This is a genomic window from Tenacibaculum agarivorans (assembly GCF_001936575.1).
Lineage (GTDB): Bacteria > Bacteroidota > Bacteroidia > Flavobacteriales > Flavobacteriaceae > Polaribacter > Polaribacter agarivorans.
This window is the reverse complement of sequence record NZ_MSMP01000008.1, coordinates 171,139-191,332: the sequence shown is the minus strand read 5'-3', so window position 1 is coordinate 191,332 and position 20,194 is coordinate 171,139. Positions and strand designations below refer to the sequence as shown.

14 protein-coding genes are annotated in these 20,194 nt (G+C 32.9%); 1 reads left to right on the top strand and 13 read right to left on the bottom strand.

Translation table 11 applies throughout. The features are described 5' to 3' along the window. The first annotated feature begins 307 nt into the window (after nt 1–307). Nucleotides 308–2,722 carry a TonB-dependent receptor gene (locus tag BVC87_RS08155; RefSeq protein WP_075341893.1) on the top strand — a complete coding sequence of 805 codons (2,415 nt, stop codon included), beginning with the start codon at nt 308–310 and terminating at the stop codon, nt 2,720–2,722. Nucleotides 2,723–2,821: 99 nt separating this feature from the next. On the opposite strand, the gene BVC87_RS08150 is transcribed toward BVC87_RS08155, so the two are convergent. The 13 genes from BVC87_RS08150 to BVC87_RS08090 form a co-directional block, all read right to left on the bottom strand. Continuing rightward, nucleotides 2,822–3,205, bottom strand: coding sequence for a rhodanese-like domain-containing protein (locus BVC87_RS08150; protein ID WP_075341873.1), 384 nt, complete (start codon nt 3,203–3,205; stop codon nt 2,822–2,824). Nucleotides 3,206–3,214: 9 nt separating this feature from the next. After that, entirely contained in the window at nt 3,215–4,615 is a 1,401-nt protein-coding gene (locus BVC87_RS08145) for an MBL fold metallo-hydrolase (RefSeq protein WP_075341872.1), read from the bottom strand. A 12-nt stretch (nt 4,616–4,627) separates the two neighbouring features. Next, nucleotides 4,628–6,355: a SulP family inorganic anion transporter gene (locus BVC87_RS08140; RefSeq protein WP_075341871.1), complete on the bottom strand. Its 1,728-nt coding sequence runs from the start codon at nt 6,353–6,355 to the stop codon at nt 4,628–4,630. Further along, nucleotides 6,356–7,381, bottom strand: coding sequence for a Holliday junction branch migration DNA helicase RuvB (gene ruvB, locus BVC87_RS08135; protein WP_075341870.1), 1,026 nt, complete (start codon nt 7,379–7,381; stop codon nt 6,356–6,358). It lies immediately after the preceding gene. A gap of 89 nt (nt 7,382–7,470) precedes the next feature. Next, on the bottom strand, nt 7,471–8,361 hold the full coding sequence (locus BVC87_RS08130) for a mechanosensitive ion channel domain-containing protein (RefSeq protein ID WP_075341869.1): 891 nt from the start codon (nt 8,359–8,361) through the stop codon (nt 7,471–7,473). Between the two features lies 1 nt (nt 8,362). Beyond that, nucleotides 8,363–9,550, bottom strand: coding sequence for a hypothetical protein (locus tag BVC87_RS08125; protein WP_075341868.1), 1,188 nt, complete (start codon nt 9,548–9,550; stop codon nt 8,363–8,365). 268 nt (nt 9,551–9,818) lie between these two features. Then, the gene (locus tag BVC87_RS08120; protein ID WP_075341867.1) at nt 9,819–11,597 is read right to left on the bottom strand and encodes a cytochrome c oxidase subunit I; all 1,779 of its coding nucleotides are present in this window, start codon (nt 11,595–11,597) and stop codon (nt 9,819–9,821) included. Between the two features lie 35 nt (nt 11,598–11,632). Further along, nucleotides 11,633–12,646, bottom strand: a complete 1,014-nt coding sequence (locus tag BVC87_RS08115) for a cytochrome c oxidase subunit II (protein WP_075341866.1) — start codon at nt 12,644–12,646, stop codon at nt 11,633–11,635. A 27-nt stretch (nt 12,647–12,673) separates the two neighbouring features. Beyond that, on the bottom strand, nt 12,674–14,452 hold the full coding sequence (locus tag BVC87_RS08110; RefSeq protein WP_075341865.1) for a transporter permease: 1,779 nt from the start codon (nt 14,450–14,452) through the stop codon (nt 12,674–12,676). 23 nt (nt 14,453–14,475) lie between these two features. Then, on the bottom strand, nt 14,476–15,024 hold the full coding sequence (locus tag BVC87_RS08105; RefSeq protein ID WP_200799175.1) for a c-type cytochrome: 549 nt from the start codon (nt 15,022–15,024) through the stop codon (nt 14,476–14,478). 9 nt (nt 15,025–15,033) lie between these two features. Continuing rightward, on the bottom strand, nt 15,034–15,561 hold the full coding sequence (locus tag BVC87_RS08100; RefSeq protein ID WP_075341864.1) for a DUF3341 domain-containing protein: 528 nt from the start codon (nt 15,559–15,561) through the stop codon (nt 15,034–15,036). Next, nucleotides 15,551–16,951, bottom strand: a complete 1,401-nt coding sequence (gene nrfD, locus BVC87_RS08095) for an NrfD/PsrC family molybdoenzyme membrane anchor subunit (RefSeq protein ID WP_075341863.1) — start codon at nt 16,949–16,951, stop codon at nt 15,551–15,553. Before nrfD ends, BVC87_RS08100 begins: the two co-directional genes overlap by 11 nt. Nucleotides 16,952–16,975: 24 nt before the next feature. Further along, nucleotides 16,976–20,194 carry a TAT-variant-translocated molybdopterin oxidoreductase gene (locus BVC87_RS08090; protein ID WP_075341862.1) on the bottom strand — a complete coding sequence of 1,073 codons (3,219 nt, stop codon included), beginning with the start codon at nt 20,192–20,194 and terminating at the stop codon, nt 16,976–16,978.

The following is a 20,194-nucleotide window of genomic DNA, read 5'->3' as shown; positions in this document are numbered from 1 at the left end:
TTACCTTTGTTGCGTTCTCATAAAGGGGTGCCTTGTTTGAATTGTGAATGATCAAATTACGTTTTTTGATTTTTAAAATTCATAATTAAATTCGGGCTGAGATCATACCCATTGAACCTAGAACAGGTAATGCTGTTTAGGGAAAAGAGTGTTACTAGAGTATCTTTAGATATTCTTAGTAGGTTAAAAAGCTATGTTTTTTCATTTACAATAACACTCTACAATAAATTATTCAAAAAATTAAAAAAGAATAATTACCTCTTTTTATTCATTTGTTTTAATGACGTTTCTAAACACTTATAAAAGAGTGAAGATATTAGTATCTCTTTTATTTTTTGCTATCACATTGACTATTCAAGCACAAAGTGTGGTTTTATCTGGTAAAGTAGTAGATAATACTCAAAAACCTTTAACTAGTGCTACTGTGGTAATTCGAGAACTTCAAAAAGGTTCAATTACTGATTCTGAAGGGAATTTCAAAATTAAAATACCTGAAGGAAAACATATTTTAGAAGTTTCTTATATAGGATATACTACCGTAAAAAAGGAAATTTCGTCTGACATAAAAGAGTTAGTAATTACATTAACTTCTGAAGATGATGTACTAGATGAAGTTTTAGTATCAGCTATCCGTGTAAAATCAGATGCTCCTGTTACGCATTCTAACTTAACTAAAAAAGAAATTGCTAAACGTAACTTAGGTCAGGATATTCCTATTTTACTAAACTATTTACCCTCTGTAATTTCATCATCTGATGCTGGAGCAGGTGTAGGTTATACTTACATGCGAGTAAGAGGATCTGACGCCTCTAGAATAAATGTTACCATAAACGGTATTCCGTATAATGATGCAGAAAGTCAGGGTACATTTTGGGTAAATTTAGGAGATTTTGCTTCTTCTACTCAAAGTTTACAGTTACAAAGAGGAGTTGGAACATCTACTAATGGTTCTGGTGCTTTTGGTGCTAGTTTGAATATTTTAACTGACGCTGTTTCTGAAGAAGCTGGTGGAGAAATTTCGAACTCATTTGGTTCTTTTGGTACAAGAAAACACACCGTAAAATTTACTACAGGTAAATTGAATGATCATTTTGAATTCTCTGGAAGACTATCAAACATCTATTCTGATGGATACATAGATAGAGCTTTTACTGACTTAAAATCGTATTTTTTACAAGGTAGTTATACTGATGAAAACACATTGGTAAAAGCTGTAGTTTTTGGTGGATCTGAACAAACCTATCAAGCTTGGTTTGGAACACCTGAAGCAAGACTAACTGGAGATCAACAAGGAATTGAAGATTTTATCGTAAACAATGGATTAACCACTGAACAAGCAGAAAATCTTAGAAATTCTGACAGAAGATATAACCACTATTTATACGATAATGAAACTGATAATTATTGGCAAGATCACTATCAGTTACACTGGAATGAAAAATTTAGTGATAAATTATCGACAAACATTGGTTTAAATTATACGCGTGGTAAAGGATATTTTGAGCAATTTAAAGAAGGCGAAGATGCCGCAGATTTTGATAATCTTATTGTAGATGGTAGTGATGTAATTGTTCGCAGATGGCTTGATAATCATTTTTATGTAGTTAATGCTTCTGCTACTTATTCTTTAAAAGGTTTAGAAATAATAGCTGGTGGTTCTTACAGTAATTATAGTAATGATCATTATGGGGAAGTAATCTGGGGAAGTGATTTAGCACCTAATACTAATATTAGAGATCGTTATTATTTTAGTGATGCTAAAAAACACGATTTAAGTTCTTTTATAAAAGCGAACATAAGTATTAATGATAAATTTAATGCCTATATTGATTTACAAGGAAGGTTTGTTGATTATAGAACCAATGGGTTAACTTCAGATAGAGATCCTTTAAATGTGGATAAAGATTTCAACTTCTTTAATCCTAAAGCTGGTTTAACCTATCGATTGAATGATGCGAATAGCTTTTACCTATCTTATGCTAGAGCTAACAGAGAACCTAATAGAAACGATTTTGAAGGCGGAAACACACAACATGAAACTCTTGATGATTTTGAATTAGGATGGCGTTTAGCTACTAATAGTATTAAAATAAACACTAACTTATTTTATATGGATTATACAAATCAGTTGGTTTTATCTGGTGCCATTAATAATGTTGGTGAGCCATTAAGAGAAACAAGTGGAAGCAGCTTCCGCTTTGGTTTAGAAATTGATGCTGATGTTAGACTTACTGAAAAAGTTTCTTTACGACCTAACTTAGGGTTAAGCACCAATAAAAATCGTGAGTTTAAAGTTCCTATTGATGGAGTTATTCAAAACTTAGGAAATACTGATATTTCATTCTCTCCAGATGTTATTGTTGGTAATTCATTGGTTTATGCGCCTACAGATAATCTTCAAATTGCATTTTTATCTAAATATGTAGGAGAACAATTTATGGGGAATTTAAGCGGTCGTATTTCAGATAATGAAAGATTAGACAGTTATTTTACCAGTGATTTAAATATTGTCTATGAAGTTAAAACTAACAAAATTTTCGATTCTATAGTATTCACTGGATTGGTAAATAATATTTTCAATAAAGAGTACGTAGATAGAGGATATTATTTCTTCTTTGATGATACTTGGTCCAACCCTGGTGTTACTACAACTGTAGATGGGGCTGGATTTTACCCACAAGCTACTATCAATTTTTTAGCAGGAGTTACATTTAAGTTCTAGTTATATATAATGTTATTAGATAAAAGAACCGAGTTTTAACAACTCGGTTCTTTTTGTTTATCGTTATTATTTACTATTAAAAATAGCATTTAAAATTTCTTAATCTAAACCTGTTAGCTTTTTCCATTGCACATACCCCCCTTTTACATTGTACACATTATATCCATTTTCAGCTAGTATATTAGCGGCTATCTTACTTCTGTTTCCTGACCTACAATACACATAAACTGGTTGTTCATTATCTAATGATTCAATAACTTTCGATTTAAAATTATTATCGATCAAACTTATTTGAATTGCATTAAATATAATACCATTTTCAGCTTCTTTAGATGTCCGTACATCTAATATTTGGATATTCTTATTTCCCTGTATTGCTAACTTTAATTCATCCACAGTTATATTCTTAACCCTTTCATCTGTTTCTACACATGAAAAGAGTAAAGGACATAAGAAAATTAAAATAAGAATGACCTTCTTCATTATATAAAGCTAACTAGATGTACAAACTGATTGTACTCTTTTAATATTGGTTTCTTTGATTGCTTTATACCCTCCAGCAACATCGATTACATTATGAAATCCTCTTGCTTTGAGTATAGAAGCAGCTATTACAGAACGATAACCTCCTGCACAATGTAAATGAAAACTAAGGGACTTAGGGAAAACACTAATATACTGATTTATATAATCTAACGGTGTATTTTCCACATTTTTTATATGATCTTTTTCATACTCTCCAGGTTTCCTAACATCAAAAACAGTAGCTTTATTATTCAGAGCAGCTTCTAATGCTTCTGCAGAAATAGATAGTATACTATCTATTTCTTTTTCTGAATTTTTCCATGCTTCAAAACTACCATTAAGATACCCTAGGACATTGTCAAAACCTACTCTAGCTAATCTTGTTACTGTTTCTTCCTCTTTTCCCTCAGGGGTAACCAATAAAATAGGTTGCTCAGTATTTTTAATCAATGCTCCTACCCAAGGTGCAAAAGTTCCATTTAATCCAATAAAAATTGATTGAGGTATAAATCCTTTTATAAAATCATTTTGATGCCTGACATCTAATACTAACGCTCCGTAGGAATTGGCTAAAGATTCAAACTCATGTACGTCTAATGCTTTAGTTCCTTTTTGTATGATTTTATCAATAGATTCATATCCTTCTTTATTCAGCTTAACATTTAATGGGAAATAATCTGGAGGAGGTAAAAGCCCATCAGTTACTTCTTTAATAAACTCTTCTTTAGTCATATTAGCTCTCAGTGCGTAATTAGTTTTCTTTTGATCACCAATTGTACTTACGGTTTCCTTACTTAAGTGTTTGCCACAAGCAGAACCTGCACCATGGGCTGGATATACGACTACATCATCTTCAAGAATCATAATTTTTTCTCGTAAACTATCGTATAAATATCCTGCTAAATCCTCTTGAGTTATATCTCCTTTTTGAGCTAAATCTGGTCTTCCTACATCTCCAATAAATAAAGTATCTCCACTAAAAATTGCATGATTTTTCCCTTCTTCGTCTTTAATCAAATAGGTAGTACTTTCCATAGTATGACCAGGAGTGTGTAGCGCTATAATTTCAATATTCCCTACTTTAAAAGACTCGTTATCTTTTGCGATATAAGAATCAAAACTGGTTTGTGCCGTTGGACCATATACTATAGTTGCTCCTGTTTTTTCTGCTAGTGTTATATGACCACTAACAAAATCAGCATGGAAATGAGTTTCAAAAATATACTTAATTTTAGCATTTTCCTTTTCTGCTTTATCTATATAAGTTTGTACTTCTCTTAATGGATCTATTACTGCTACTTCTCCATTACTCTCAATGTAATATGTTCCCTGAGATAAGCAGTTGGTATAAATTTGTTCAATCTTCATAATTCAAAAACTTTATTTATACGCTTGATGAATATATTGCGCGTATTTCTGTTGATTTGTATTGTCTCCCGTTTTAAAAAATGTAACCGCTCCATTTACTCTCATGAAAAAATGGTTAAGTTCTATGATATTTAATAATCCTCCTCTAAATAAATCATCTCTAACAGGTCCCTTCACACCTGCTAAATAAAATGTAATTCCTTTATTTTTATAGAATTGGATTTGTTGTTTTAACATTTCTATTCCTGTACTATCTACTCTATTTATGCTTTCAGCATCTAAAACAATTAGTTTTAATTGCCCTCCTTTTTGATCTACCATAGCTTCAAGTCGCTCTCTGAAATAGCTAGAATTTGCATAAAATATTTGAGCATCAAAACGGAAAACTAAAATTTCGTCATCTAAAACCACTTCACTGAATCTGTTTTTATTTCTGTAAAAATCTGATTCCGGTACTTTACCTAACTCTACAACATTGGGTCTTGAGGTTCTAAAAATTAAAACAATTAGAGATAAACTTACACCTATTAAAATACCATATTCTATTCCAAAGATTAATGTAGAGCAAAAAGTGGCTATTAACAGCCAAAAATCTAAGATATTGGCTTTCCATAAAAACTTAGCTTCTTTCACGTTTACTAATCGCAAAACCGCAACTATAATTATGGCAGCCAGTACTGTTTTAGGTAAATAATAAAATACAGGAGTTAAATATAATAATGTTAACATCACTAATGCAGCAGAAATAAATGCTGCCATTCCTGTTTTTGCTCCTGCATCGAAGTTTATAGCAGATCTAGAAAAACTTGACGTAGATGGATACGATTTAAAAAAGGAACCAAAAATATTACTTAAACCTAAAGCTATTAGTTCTTGATTTGGATCTATTTTATATTCTTCTTGTTGAGATTCTAAATACTTCCCTATAGAAATAGTTTCAAGATATCCAACCATAACCAATGTAAATGCCATGGGTAATAACTCTCTTATCAATCCAAAGTTCAATTCTGGCAAACTAAAACTAGGCAAGCCTGAAGGTATACCCTTTACTATATCTACTTCCGAAAAGAAGTTTTTAAATACCGACATCAGTATAATACTAAGTACAACTACAATTAGTGCATTAGGTATCTTCTTATGAATTCTTCTTAAAATAACGATGATTATACAAGTAATTCCTCCTAATACTGTAGTTTTTACATTAACTTCTAATATTCTTGAAAAAATATCTTCTAGTAAAACATGAACCTGATCACTTTGTAAAAAATCAACTCCAAGAAAATTTCTCAATTGATTCAATCCTATAGTTACCGCTACTGCCGAAGTAAATCCAGTTATTACTGGTCTGGAAAGAAAGTTAACGATAAAACCTAGTCTAAAAACTCCCATTAAAAATTGAATAGTTCCAACTAAAAAAGCTAGAAAAATTGCAATCATAATATAACTCTCTGATCCCATTAACGCCATAGTAGACACGCTAGCTGCAACAATTAAAGAGTCTGTAGCTACTGGGCCAATAGCAACTTGACGTGAAGAGCCAAATATTGCATAAATAATTTGCGGAATTAATGCAGAATATAATCCATAAATAGGAGGCAAACCGGCAATTAAAGCATAAGCTATTCCTTGTGGTATTAATACAGTTGCTACTGTTAAACCCGCAATTAAATCTGCTTTAAATTGCGTTTTTTTATAGTTAGGCAACCATTCTAAAAGGGGGATAATTCTGTGTAATTTCACCTAAAATAATTCTCCTTGACTTCTACTTCCTTTTATTCTTCCTAAATGTTTATATGCTAAATCTGTAACTTCTCTTCCTCTAGGGGTTCTCATAATAAAACCTTGTTGAATTAGGAAAGGTTCATAAACTTCTTCAATAGTTTCTGCATTTTCAGCTACGGCAGTCGCTAATGTTGTTATTCCAACTGGTCCACCTTTAAATTTATCTATTATAGTTGATAAAATTTTATTATCCATTTCATCTAAACCATGAGCATCAACATTTAAAGCTTTTAACGCAAATTTTGCTATCTCTATTGTAATGTTCCCATCTCCTTTTATTTGAGCAAAGTCTCTTACTCTTCTAAGTAAAGCATTGGCAATACGTGGTGTTCCTCTACTTCGTCCTGCTATTTCTATAGCTGCTTCCATCGAAATTGGTACACCTAAAATTGCAGAACTACGCTGAATAATTGTAGTCAATAGCTCTGTAGAATAATAATGTAAACGACTACTAATTCCAAAACGTGCTCGCATAGGAGCAGTTAATAATCCTGATCTTGTTGTAGCTCCAACTAAAGTAAAAGGTTCTAAATTGATTTGAACTGTTCTAGCATTAGGACCAGACTCTATCATAATATCAATTTTATAGTCTTCCATTGCTGAATACAAGTATTCTTCTACTATAGGGCTTAATCGGTGAATTTCATCGATAAATAATACATCTCTTTCATCAAGATTCGTCAATAAACCTGCTAAATCACCTGGTTTGTCTAATACTGGACCTGAGGTAACTTTTATACCAACTCCTAACTCATTGGCTAAAATATGGGCTAATGTTGTTTTTCCTAAACCCGGAGGTCCATGAAATAATGTATGATCTAAAGCTTCACCTCTTTGATTGGCAGCTTCAACAAATATTTTAAGATTCTCTATAGCTTGATCCTGACCTGTAAAATCGTCAAACGAGAGCGGGCGTAGTTTTTTTTCTACATCCATCTCTTCATTAGAGTAATTTGTATTTTCAGGATTTAGGTGTTCATTCATATTCGTACAAATATACTTCAAATAAAATGTTTACTTATACATAATCAATCGTGAGTATTTATCTTTTTGATTTGAAATCTGGTACAGTATTATTTTTGATATATTCCTACTTCCATAAATGCTTTTTTTGCAGCTTCAGTTACATCTGCTTCAAATAACTTTTCATATCTGGCATCTAAAACATAAGCCTTTACAACTACCTTTGTAGCCGGATGATGATCAAAATGATCAAAAAACAAAATGGTAACTGGCTTATCAATATTTAAATACCTTGAAGTAATAGCCGCTTCATGCGTTATCTTTCTTACTTTATTTACATTCACATGTAAAGGAAGCCATAGATTTACTACTACCATACAATCTAAAGCTCCTGAATTGGCATTAGATATGTTATCTGAAATGATGGCTGAGTTAGGTATGGTTACTAAATTATCATCGAGCGTATTAATTTGTGTATTTCTTAAGCCAATATTAACTACTTCACCGTAATTTCCTTTGATATTAATTCTATCACCTATTTGAAATGGTCTATCTAAAATTATTAATAGTCCTCCAAAAACGTTTTTTAAGATGTCTTGCATAGCAAAACCTAATGCTAATGCAGAAGAACCCATTAATGCATAAATAGCCTCTGCAGAAGGATTAAAAAGCGTCATTATTAAAGTATATATCGCTAATGTCCATACTAGAATATTTACTACAGGTTGAATTCTTAAAATTTTCAATCGGTGGCGATTGAAGTTCTTAACCATGTTTTTGAAAAACCAATTCAGTAATTTTATAAATCCAAAAGTTAATAGAAGAACCACTAAAATGGTTAATATTTTAGTAAAAGATATAATCTCTTTCGCATTGTTTATTGTATCTCCTACATTCTTTTGTACGTCTTCAACGGTTTCTTGAACATCTTCAACGGTTTCCTGTTGTGCGTAGATGATAGTACTAATAGATAGCAATAAAAAAACTACTATTCGCTTCATTTTATTTTATATTTCTATTTAAACTTGACCTTAACTTATCTTTCAATGTTTCTAGAAACATTAAATTAATTTTATATTCTGTAGTGGTCTTTTTACTGTTTTCTACTATTTGTATTAAATCTTTTTCAAGTAATTTTTCTATGGTTAATCTACTTGTTCTATTCGTATTTCTTAATACGATATTCAGTTCTTGTATGGTTAATGCTCTATGCTGAAAAATAGCTTCTAGAGTAAATAAATCACTTAAGTTTAAATCTTCTATTGCTTGTGACGTATAGGGTTTAATATATACCACTTTTTCTTTTACCTTATACGCTGATCTTTTAGCATATAAAATTGCTTTAGATATATTTCCTTTTGAAAAGTTATATAGTTTTTTATAAAAAAGCTCTTCTAATAATTGCTGTCTTTCTTCCTTAGAAATACCTTTTAGCTTTTTCTCTACTTTTTTAGAAATATCACCTGGCTTCAAGAAAATTGTGGTATAACCTGCATTTCTTGAAGTTATTTCTTCTCTTAGTAAATCATTATCAATCGGATTTAAATTGATAATATACGAAAAATTAGAAGAGAAATATTTAACTCTATTCAAATAATAGAAGGAATATTTGTTGATTGATAATACCCAAAAAATATTCTTCTTAGTTCCATGTAAAAACAACAGGAAATCTTCTAATAAATTAAACCCATTAATTTTTCGTATGAATAGTCTCTCAATATCTTCAATAATAATTACTTCATTTTCACAATTCGCGTTAACTTCTTTTTTTAAATCATTTAGCGTTTTAAATTCTCCTTCTACTTGCAAGTATTTTTGTAACAATGACACCAAATTCTGGTAGCTATCTATTGCTTCATTAGTTTCCAAAATTTTAGCTGACGGATAAATATATGTACTAGCATGCAATAAAGAAGTAGCTCCTTCACCTGGTTGTGTAACTACTAAAACTGGAGTTTTAAGAATCTTCCAGTTTTCAAAGGCTCTTTCTAAGCTTAATAAACTATTCTCTCTGCCTTTTAGTGTCTCTTTATTTTGAAGTGGATATAAGGTGAACCTTTCTAGGTATTCATTAGGGAGTTCATTAGCTTCTTTAGCTTCTTCTATCACTACAGATTCAGAGCTAATATCAATATCTAAAATTTTATAAACTACTTCTTTAATTCTTTTTAACTTTTCAGGCAACAACATCTATTGTCTTTTTGGATTAAGCTAATATAATCATTTCATCATCATAATAATATACGCAAAAAAGCCTTTCAGCAAGCTGAAAAGCTTTTTGCACCTAAAATTTAATTCTTAGGGTTTAAACTAAAACTAACTACTACCAATTAAAGTTAACTAAAAAAAAGAATTATAGTAAGTAAGATCGTTGGAGAAAAACACCCTAATTTTTAAAATAAAAAAAGCCTCACAACTGTATTGTAAGGCTTTTCTATATGATATTTTTTATCTATATCTAAGATGGTTCTTCTCCATCTTTTAACGGTGTCGTTTGTAATACAAAATCTTGACCATGAACATAGTTTCCATTTTCATCAGTTTTACTATAATCATAAGCCCATCTATGAACTTCAGGGATTTTACCTGGCCAGTTACCATGAATATGTTCAACTGGTGTAGTCCACTCTAATGTATTAGACTTCCATGGATTCTGACTTGCTTTAGGACCTCTGTACATAGAAATGAAGAAGTTTGCTAAAAAGATTAACTGAGCTACTCCACCCATAATTGCCATAACTGTAATAAATACGTTAATATCTGCTAAGTCATCAAACATTGGGAAGTTTGTATTTGTATAGTAACGTCTTGGTAAACCTGCTAATCCAATAAAGTGCATTGGGAAGAATACTCCATATGCTGCAATAATAGTTAACCAGAAGTGCCAGTATCCCATTACTTTATTCATCATTCTACCGTACATCTTAGGGTACCAGTGATATACTCCAGCAAACATACCGAATAATGCAGATACCCCCATTACTAAGTGGAAGTGTGCTACCACAAAGTATGTATCGTGTATTGCAATATCTAATGCTGAATCTCCAAGAACTAATCCTGTTAAACCTCCTGTTACAAAAGTAGATACTAATCCAATAGAGAATAACATTGCTGGATTTAACTGTAAGTTACCTTTCCATAGAGTAGTTACATAGTTAAATGCTTTTACTGCAGATGGAATTGCAATTAATACTGTAGTAAATGTAAATACTGAACCTAAGAAAGGATTCATACCTGATACGAACATATGGTGTCCCCATACAATTGTAGAAAGGAATGCAATACCTAAAATAGAACCAATCATTGCACGATAACCGAAAATTGGTTTACGAGAATTTGTTGATATAACTTCAGATGAAATTCCTAATGCAGGTAGTAATATGATATATACTTCAGGGTGACCTAAGAACCAGAATAAGTGTTCGAATAATACTGGTGATCCTCCTTGGTAATGTAAAACTTCTCCTCCAATGAATATATCCGACAAATAAAACGAAGTACCAAAACTTCTATCGAATATTAATAACAATGCAGCAGATAATAATACTGGGAATGAAATTACACCTATAATAGCTGTTACGAAGAAAGCCCACATTGTTAAAGGCAATCTTGTCATCTTCATTCCTTTTGTACGTAAATTTAATACAGTTACAATATAGTTTAATGAACCAATTAATGACGATGCAATGAAAATTGCCATAGACACTAACCATAGAGTCATCCCCATTCCAGAACCTGGAATTGCTTGTTTTAATGCAGATAAAGGCGGATAAATTGTCCATCCTGCAGAAGCTGGGCCTGCTTCAACAAATAAAGAGATAACCATTACAGCTGATGAGATGAAGAATAACCAATATGATACCATGTTTAAGAAACCTGATGCCATATCTCTTGCTCCAATTTGTAATGGAATTAATAAGTTTGAGAATGTACCACTTAAACCTGCTGTTAATACAAAGAATACCATGATAGTACCATGTATTGTAACTAAAGCAAGATAAGTATCTGGATTCATTACTCCATCAGTTTGTTGATGTGAACCTAAAAACGCCTCAATAATTGAGAATGACTTTTCAGGCCAAGCTAGTTGTAAACGGAATAACATAGACATGAATACTCCTATAATACCCATAAACATACCTGTGATCAAGAACTGCTTCGAGATCATTTTATGATCTGTACTAAAAATATATTTAGTAACAAATGTTTCTTTATGATGGTGATGCTCTGCTGACATAGTTTAAATTTCTTTATAAATTTTTACAACTTAACTTATTTAATAACTTGAGCTAATGTTTTTTGCTCTCCTAACCACTTTTTGTAGTCTTCTTCTTCTACCACAGTGATTTTCATCTGCATGTTATAGTGAGAAGCACCACAAATTTTATTACATAATAATAAATAATCGAAAACATAAGGATCTTCTCCCTTTGCTTGTCTAATTTTATTTATTCCTTTTGTCTTATCTATTACCTCTTGATTTTTACGCATTTCTTCAGTAGTATACTTCGGCGTAAATGCAAATTGTGTAACCATACCAGGAACACAGTTCATTTGTGCTCTAAAGTGTGGCATATAAGCAGAGTGTAATACATCTTGTGAACGGAACTTGAATAAGACCTTCTTTCCTTTAGGTAAGTATAATTCTGTTACTTGCTTATCATCTTGAGACTTTGGATCTGTCATATCAACTCCCATTGTATTCTGTTTGTTGATATCGATAAAGTTTACGTTTCCTAATCCTAATTCATTATCAGCACCAGCATAACGTGCATCCCAACGGAATTGTTGAGAATATACTTCAATTACAATTGGATTTTCATCATCTCCAACATACATTACGTCATTCCATTGCCATAATCCATAGCCTATTAATAATACAATAGTAATTGCTGGAATCACAGTCCAAATTAACTCTAATTTGTGGCTATCTGCAAAGAATAATGCCTTTTGATCTTTTCTACCTCTATACTTATAAGTGAAATAGAAGATTAAAAATTGCATGATAAATTGTACAATACCAATTAAAATAAATGTGATATTAAATAATCTATCATCGTGCTCTCCTTCTATAGAAGAACTCTCAGGTAACATTAATACGTTCATTGCTAATAAGCAATATATCATCATGGCATATAAAAATACCATAAAACCTAAAGCAATTTTACCCTGTTTGTTGTTATCGCTATCATTAGCAATTACATTACGTAAATTCATTACGCGTGTGATTTGCCAAAAACTTACTCCTACTGCTACTGCAATGAAAATATAAAATAAAGCTAGCATACTTATATACTTATTTTTTAATTTTTATTAATGATGAGCGTTATCTTCTCCTCTGTGTTCTATAATATAGTAATGATGAGTTTCGCTTTCATGTAAGAAAGGATTCCCTTTAGGTACTGGATTTGCCTTTGAAAACGCATTAAACGTAGCAAAGATGAACAATCCTAAGAAGAATAAGAATGCGCTTATTTCTCCAATTCCAATTCCCCATTGAGCTCCAACAGTACCAGGCATAATCATCACATATAAATCTACATAATGACCTACTAATATAAATGCACCTGCAATTACTATAACCCATGGCACAGTTTTAAAGTCACTGTTGATTAATAATAAAATAGGGAAAATAAAATTCAATGCTAACATTCCAATAAATGGAACAATATATTCTTTGAAACGAAGTGCAAAATATACAGTTTCTTCTGGCATATCTGCGTACCATATTAACATGAATTGAGCAAACCATAAATACGTCCAGAATACTGAGAAACCAAACATAAACTTAGCTAAATCATGGATATGACTATCATTTACTAATGGTAAATGTCCTCTAGACCTTAAATATAATGTTACTAAACAGATTACTGTTAATGCAGAAACTAATAAAGTAGCTAATACATACCAACCAAATAAAGTCGAGAACCAGTGAGGATCAATTCCCATAATCCAATCCCAAGACATCATACTTTCAGTAATCATAAATACCACTACAAAACCTACAGAGATATTATAAAGATTCTTGTGTAATTTTAAATCACCATTATCTTGTTGAATCGATTTTTTTCTGATAATGAAACGGAAAACATTCCAAGCTGCTAAGTAGAATACACTTCTAATTACCCAACCTGGTAAGTTCATCCACCATTTTTTCCCATCTACGATTGGATCATAATTATCACTTAAAGGATCAAAAGTTCCTTCAGCCATCCAAGGGAATAAGTGATTAGCGTGCATTGCTGTTAAAATAATAAAGATTAACATTACTACACTTACATAATGAATATTGGCAGTGATTGCTTCCATAACTCTAAATAGTACTACAGACCAACCTGCATGTGCTACTCTTTGTGCTGCATAAAAAGCAAATACTAATAAAGATATTCCTAGAAAGAAAATTAAAGATACATAAACTGCTGACCAAGGCTTGTTTTGCATTTGGTGGAAAGCATGTTCTGCATGATGATCACCATGATGAGCATCTGCACCTCCGTGATCTTCCGAACCGTGAGTTGGATTTGTATGCGCTTTATCTGTTACATGCCCGTTTAAGCTATCAGTTAAACGTGTATCTTCAGCATGATTAGCAGCATCTTCATTAGCATGCTCACTATGCTCTTTTACTGTTTCATCTCCATGAGAACCAACCACGTGCTTTGCATGATCAGTAACTGTTTCCTTAGCGTGAGTTGAGTCACCTACGTGCTTAGCATGCTCTTCTTTTGTTTCATTGATTAATGTTTTACCATCATCATGTTTTGCATGATCAGCAACAGTTTCATCACCATGATCACCTACAACGTGCTCTACTTGATCTGAAACTTTTTCATTTGAATGATCATCTTTAGAAGCTTCTTTATGTTCAGTTACATGTTTATCTTCTGTTTTATGATCAGCACCTACATGGTGTGCATCTGATCCATGAGAAGATCCATGACCTCCATGATGAGATGCTTCTTGAGCTGCTAGAATCTCCTTTGCTTCTTCTAATGTACTCGGTGTGTTCATAAAACTAATTACAGTTCCTAACAAACCTAAGGCCATTAAAACAATAGCAAGCATTTTTAATTTTCCTGAAAATTGGTACATATCTTTACTAACTATTTACAGACTTATTTTTTTAATTCGCTTCTTAACTTTTCTACATATTGTACAACTTGCCAACGCTCTTTGTACGTTAATTGAGAAGAATGAGATCCCATCATATTTTTACCATACATTAATACATGATAAATGCTTCCTTCAGTAATATCTCTATCTTTATAATTCGGAATACCTAAGAATTTCTCTCTTTGCATTAAAATTCCGTTTCCATCTCCTTTGGTTCCGTGACAAACCGCACAATAAATACCGTACATCTTTTTACCATTGGCTAAGTTTTCTTCATTTTTAGCTAATGGACTTTTTAATTCTGCTTTAGCCTTATCATATCCATCATTTGTATTTGGAATATCATAAGCTACAACTCCATTTCTATTTACAGTACCAGCTACTGGTAATCTATTTACAGGAACATCTCCTGCTGAAGCTACGCCATTTGCGTTATATGGCACAGAAACATACATATCTGGCATATACTGTACTTGAGGTTTACGCTTGTCTTTACAAGAAGCAAACATAGTAACTACTATCGAAGCAATAATTATTTTAAAACTCTTCATAATCTTATATTAATGCTTATCTACAACTTTAATTTCTACAGCTCCTGTTGACTCTAATAATGATGTTAATTCATCTTCATTATCATGTACAGGTATTTCCATTAAAAAATGATCATCTGTAGTTCTTGGATCTGGATTCTCTGCTTCTTTAAATGGCCATATTCTACTTCTCATATAAAAAGTAATTACCATTAAGTGTGCTGCAAAAAACACGGTTAATTCGAATAAAATTGGTACAAATGCTGGCATGTTCTCTATCCAAGAAAAACTTGGCTTACCACCAATATCTTGTGGCCAATCTGCAATCATAGTATACCAAGTTAACCAAGCAGCAACTGATGTACCTGTGATTCCGTATAAAAATGCTGTAATTGCTAAACGAGTTGGAGCTAATCCTAATGCTTTGTCTAGTCCGTGAACTGGAAAAGGTGTATAAACCTCTTCAATATGATGATGTGCTCCTCTAACTTTCTTAACGGCATCCATTAAGATATCATCATCATTATATATAGCGTGAATTACTTTATTAGTGCTCATTATTCTCGTCTCTTAATTTTTTATAGTTTTCTCCAGAAGATTTCAATATAGTTTTAATCTCCGCTGTAGGAATTACTGGGAATGTTCTTGCATATAATAAGAATAACACAAAGAAGAATCCGATAGTTCCGATGAAGATACCTACATCTATAAACGTTGGTTCAAAACGCCACCAAGTAGATGGTAATTGACCTTTACTTAATACAATTGCAATAATATCAAAACGCTCAAACCACATACCAATATTTATAGCAATAGATACTAAGAAAGATACGATAAAACTTCTTCTTAATTTCTTAATCCATAAAATTTGTGGAATGATGATGTTGAATATCATTAATGACCAGAATGCCCATCCATATGCTCCAGCTTCTGCTCCAAATGATAAGTATGTGTAATTTTCATACGGAGAACCAGTATACCAAGCAATGAAGAATTCAGTAGCGTACGCTACTGCTACTATACCTCCTGTTAATATAATTACGATATTCATGTACTCGATGTGTAAACGAGTAATGTAAGCTTCCATATTTGTTACCTTACGCATCACTCCTAATAAAGTCTGTACCATTGCAAATCCTGAGAAGATTGCTCCTGCTACGAAGTAAGGAGGGAAAATTGTTGAGTGCCACCCTGGGTTAACCGAAGTTGCGAAGTCAAACGATACAATTGTGTGTACCGAAAGTACTAATGGTGTTGCTAAACCTGCTAACACTAAAGATACTTCTTCAAAACGTTGCCAATCTTTTGCTCTACCAGACCATCCGAATGATAATAAAGCATAAATCTTCTTTTGGAATGGTTTAACAGCTCTATCACGTATCGTTGCGAAATCAGGTAATAAACCAGTCCACCAGAACACTAATGATACTGATAAATATGTTGAAATTGCAAATACATCCCATAAAAGCGGAGAGTTAAAGTTTACCCATAAAGAACCGAATTGGTTTGGAATTGGTAATACCCAGTATCCATTCCAAGGACGTCCCATGTGAATAATTGGGAATAAACCTGCCTGAAATACCGCAAAAATTGTCATTGCTTCCGCAGAACGGTTAATTGCCATTCTCCATTTTTGACGGAATAATAAAAGTACTGCTGAGATTAATGTACCTGCGTGACCGATACCTACCCACCATACGAAATTAGTAATATCCCAAGCCCATCCAATGTTCTTGCTTAATCCCCACACTCCTATTCCTGTTCCAACAGTATAGAAAATACATCCAAATCCCCATAACATTGCTGCTAATGCGATGTAGAATGCTATATACCAGTTTTTATTGGCTTTTCCTTCAATTGGTCTTGCTATATCCTCTGTGATATCATGGTAACTCTTTTCACCAAGTATTAGAGGTTCTCTATAAGACGATTCGTAATGACCCGACATAATCTATATTGCTTATAATTTTAATTAGGCTTCGTTTGTATTTCTTACTTTCACTTGGTAAACTACATTTGGTTTTGTACCGATGTAATCTAACACATAGAAAGCTCTTCTATCTTCTTTTAACTTACTTACAGTATCTTCAGAGTTAACATCTCCGAATACCATTGCTCCAGTTGAACAAGCTTGAGAACATGCTGTTTGGAATTCATCTTTCTTAACAGCTCTACCTTCTCTCTTCGCTTTTAATATTGTTGCTTGAGTCATTTGGATACACATAGAACATTTCTCCATAACCCCTCTAGAACGTACAGTCACATCTGGATTTAACACCATTTTACCGTACTCATTGTTCATATTGAAATCGAATTCTTTGTTCTCTGCATAGTTGAACCAGTTGAAACGACGCACACGGTAAGGACAGTTGTTTGCACAGTAACGCGTACCTACACAACGATTATATGCCATTTGGTTTTGACCTTGACGACCGTGAGACGTAGCAGCTACAGGACATACTGTTTCACATGGTGCGTGATTACAGTGTTGACACATCATTGGTTGGAATGTCACCTGTGGATTATCAGCTGGATTCTCTAAAGCATCAAATAAATCTCCTTTACTTAATCCTAAAACCTCTGTTGCATATCTTCTTTCAATCTCTTGATCAGCAAACTTATGGAATTCTTTTTCTGCTTTTTGCTTAGCTTCCTCTTCAGAAGCAGCTCCAGCATTTTTATATTTCTCTACTAATTTTGCTTTGAATTCAGCTTTGAATTCATCAATAGACATATCATTTTGTACTGTAGATGAATAGTAACGATCAATACGTAACCAGTGCATATCTCTACCTACACGCACTTCATCTTTACCAACTACAGGAACATTATTTTCTGCGTGACATGCTACCACACAAGCACCACATCCTGTACAAGAACTTAAATCAATAGATAAGTTGAAATGATGCCCTAAAGTTCTATCATGCTCATCCCATAAATCAACTTTTCTAGCACTTCCTTCAGTTTCTTGGTGATCATAAGAAACCATGAAAGGTTTATTCCAAGTATGCTTAGGGTTTAATGATGTATCATTTACATCTTTTAAACTAGCTTCTCTTAGAATATCATGACGACCAGCTAAAGTATTTTGTACTTGAATACATGCAAATTTATGTGTTCCTCCTGCTTTCTCTATAGTAACACCTAACTGAACGTTATTTGCATTTTTATATAATGGGTAAGCATTTACACCTACCTGCATTTCTTCTTTTAAATTTTGAGTTCTTCCGTATCCTAATGCTAAACCGAAAGATCCAGTAGCTTGTCCAGGCTGAATAATTACTGGTACAGTAACAGAAGTACCATCAACAGTAACTTTAGCGTAATTACCATCAATTGCCCCGTTATCTTTAATTGGATTTTTAAACCCTAATTCTTTAGCATCTGCTGGAGATATTGTTAAATAGTTATCCCATGACGCACGAGTAATTGGATCTGGAAACTCTTGTAACCAAGGGTTATTTGCTAATTTACCATCACCTAATGCTACTGAAGTATATAAGTTCAATTCATATTGAGAAGGCGCTAATTTTGCAATTGCAGAAGCTGCAGCGCTTAAACTGAATCCAGCTCCTGTCGCCTCTTCACTTACTTCTGAAGTTGATTCTTCAGATACAGCTGGTACAGCTGCCATAAAGAATCCATCATGTAATGCTTTATTCCAAGAAGCTCCTCCAAGTACGTTTGTACTCCAGAACTCTTTTAAACTATCGTAATAGTTTGTTGTAGCTCCTGACCATTGTAATAATATGTCTTGAACTTGACGTGTATTGAATAATGGCGCTATAGTTGGTTGTATTAAACTATACTTCCCTTCTACAGCCATTACATCTCCCCAACTCTCTAAACTGTGAGGAGCAGGTAATGTAAATTGAGTTGCATTTGCTGTAGCATCATCTTGAGTTGAAATTGCTACAGAAAAACCTAATTTTTTAACTGCATCACCAAAACCAGCTATTGAGAAAGCTGGATTTACATTATATGTAACTAAACCTTTTGCCGCTCCGGAAGTAACATCAGCAACTAACTTCGCTACTTTTGCATCACTACCTTGACGTGTAAGGCTTACATTCTTTGTATCTATAACTGTACTCGCTAAAGCTTTGTTAATAGCTAATGCAATTAACTGTGCATTTTTATCGTTAATTCCTGCTAATACTACTCCTTTACTACCCGCTTTCTTTAAGTCAGCAGCTAATTGCTTAATTTCTCCATCAATTGGTGTAGCTTGAGATGGTAAGTTACCTCCTGTAATAGCATTGTATAAATTAACTAAAGCATGTAATTGAGTTGAAGGTTTAGCCACAATACGCTTGTCAGCATTCGCTCCTGCTAGCGACATGTTACTCTCAATTTGAACATGGTAAGACATTTTACCTGAATCAACTTGACGACCTTCTACATATGACTTCTCATAGCCTCCTTGCCAATCTCCTAAGAAATCTGCTCCAAAAGAAGCTATAACTTTAGCTTTACTTAAATCATAATTTGGTAATGCACGTTTTCCATACATAGCTTCAAAAGCATCAGCAGTAGCACTTTCAGATACTGCATCGTAAATCACATGCTTAACATTAGGATATTTAGCAGTAAAATCAGCAATAATCTTCTCTGTAGAAGGACTTGCTAAAGTACCTGTCATTAAATACACTAATCCGTTAGATGCCTTTAAACTCTCTAACTGTGCTATTATTTCTTGATTTGCATCATTCCAAGAAACCTGAGTAGTTCCTTTTCTTGGTTCCTTTACACGTAATTTCTCATCGTATAAAGATAGAACAGATGCTTGAACTCTTGCGTTAGTTACTCCATTAGCCTCTTTGTTAGGCATAATTTGTATTGGACGACCTTCGCGAGTTTTCACTAATACATTGGCAAAATCGAAACCATCAGCAATAGTAGTAGCATACCAATCTGCTACACCTACTATAATATCATCAGGTTGCACTACATAAGGAATCGATTCTCTCACTGGACCTTCACAAGCTGCTAGAGAAGCTGCCGCTGTTGTGAAACCTACGTACTTTAAAAAATCTCTACGAGACGTTGAAGAATTCTCAAGAGTTTCTTTATCTCCTAAAAACTCATCAGTTGGAAGTTCTTGAACAAACTCTTTACCACGTAACGTTTCAACAACTGAACCTTCTTTAAGTTCTTCAACACTTTGCCAGTATTTTTTGTTTGAAGCCAT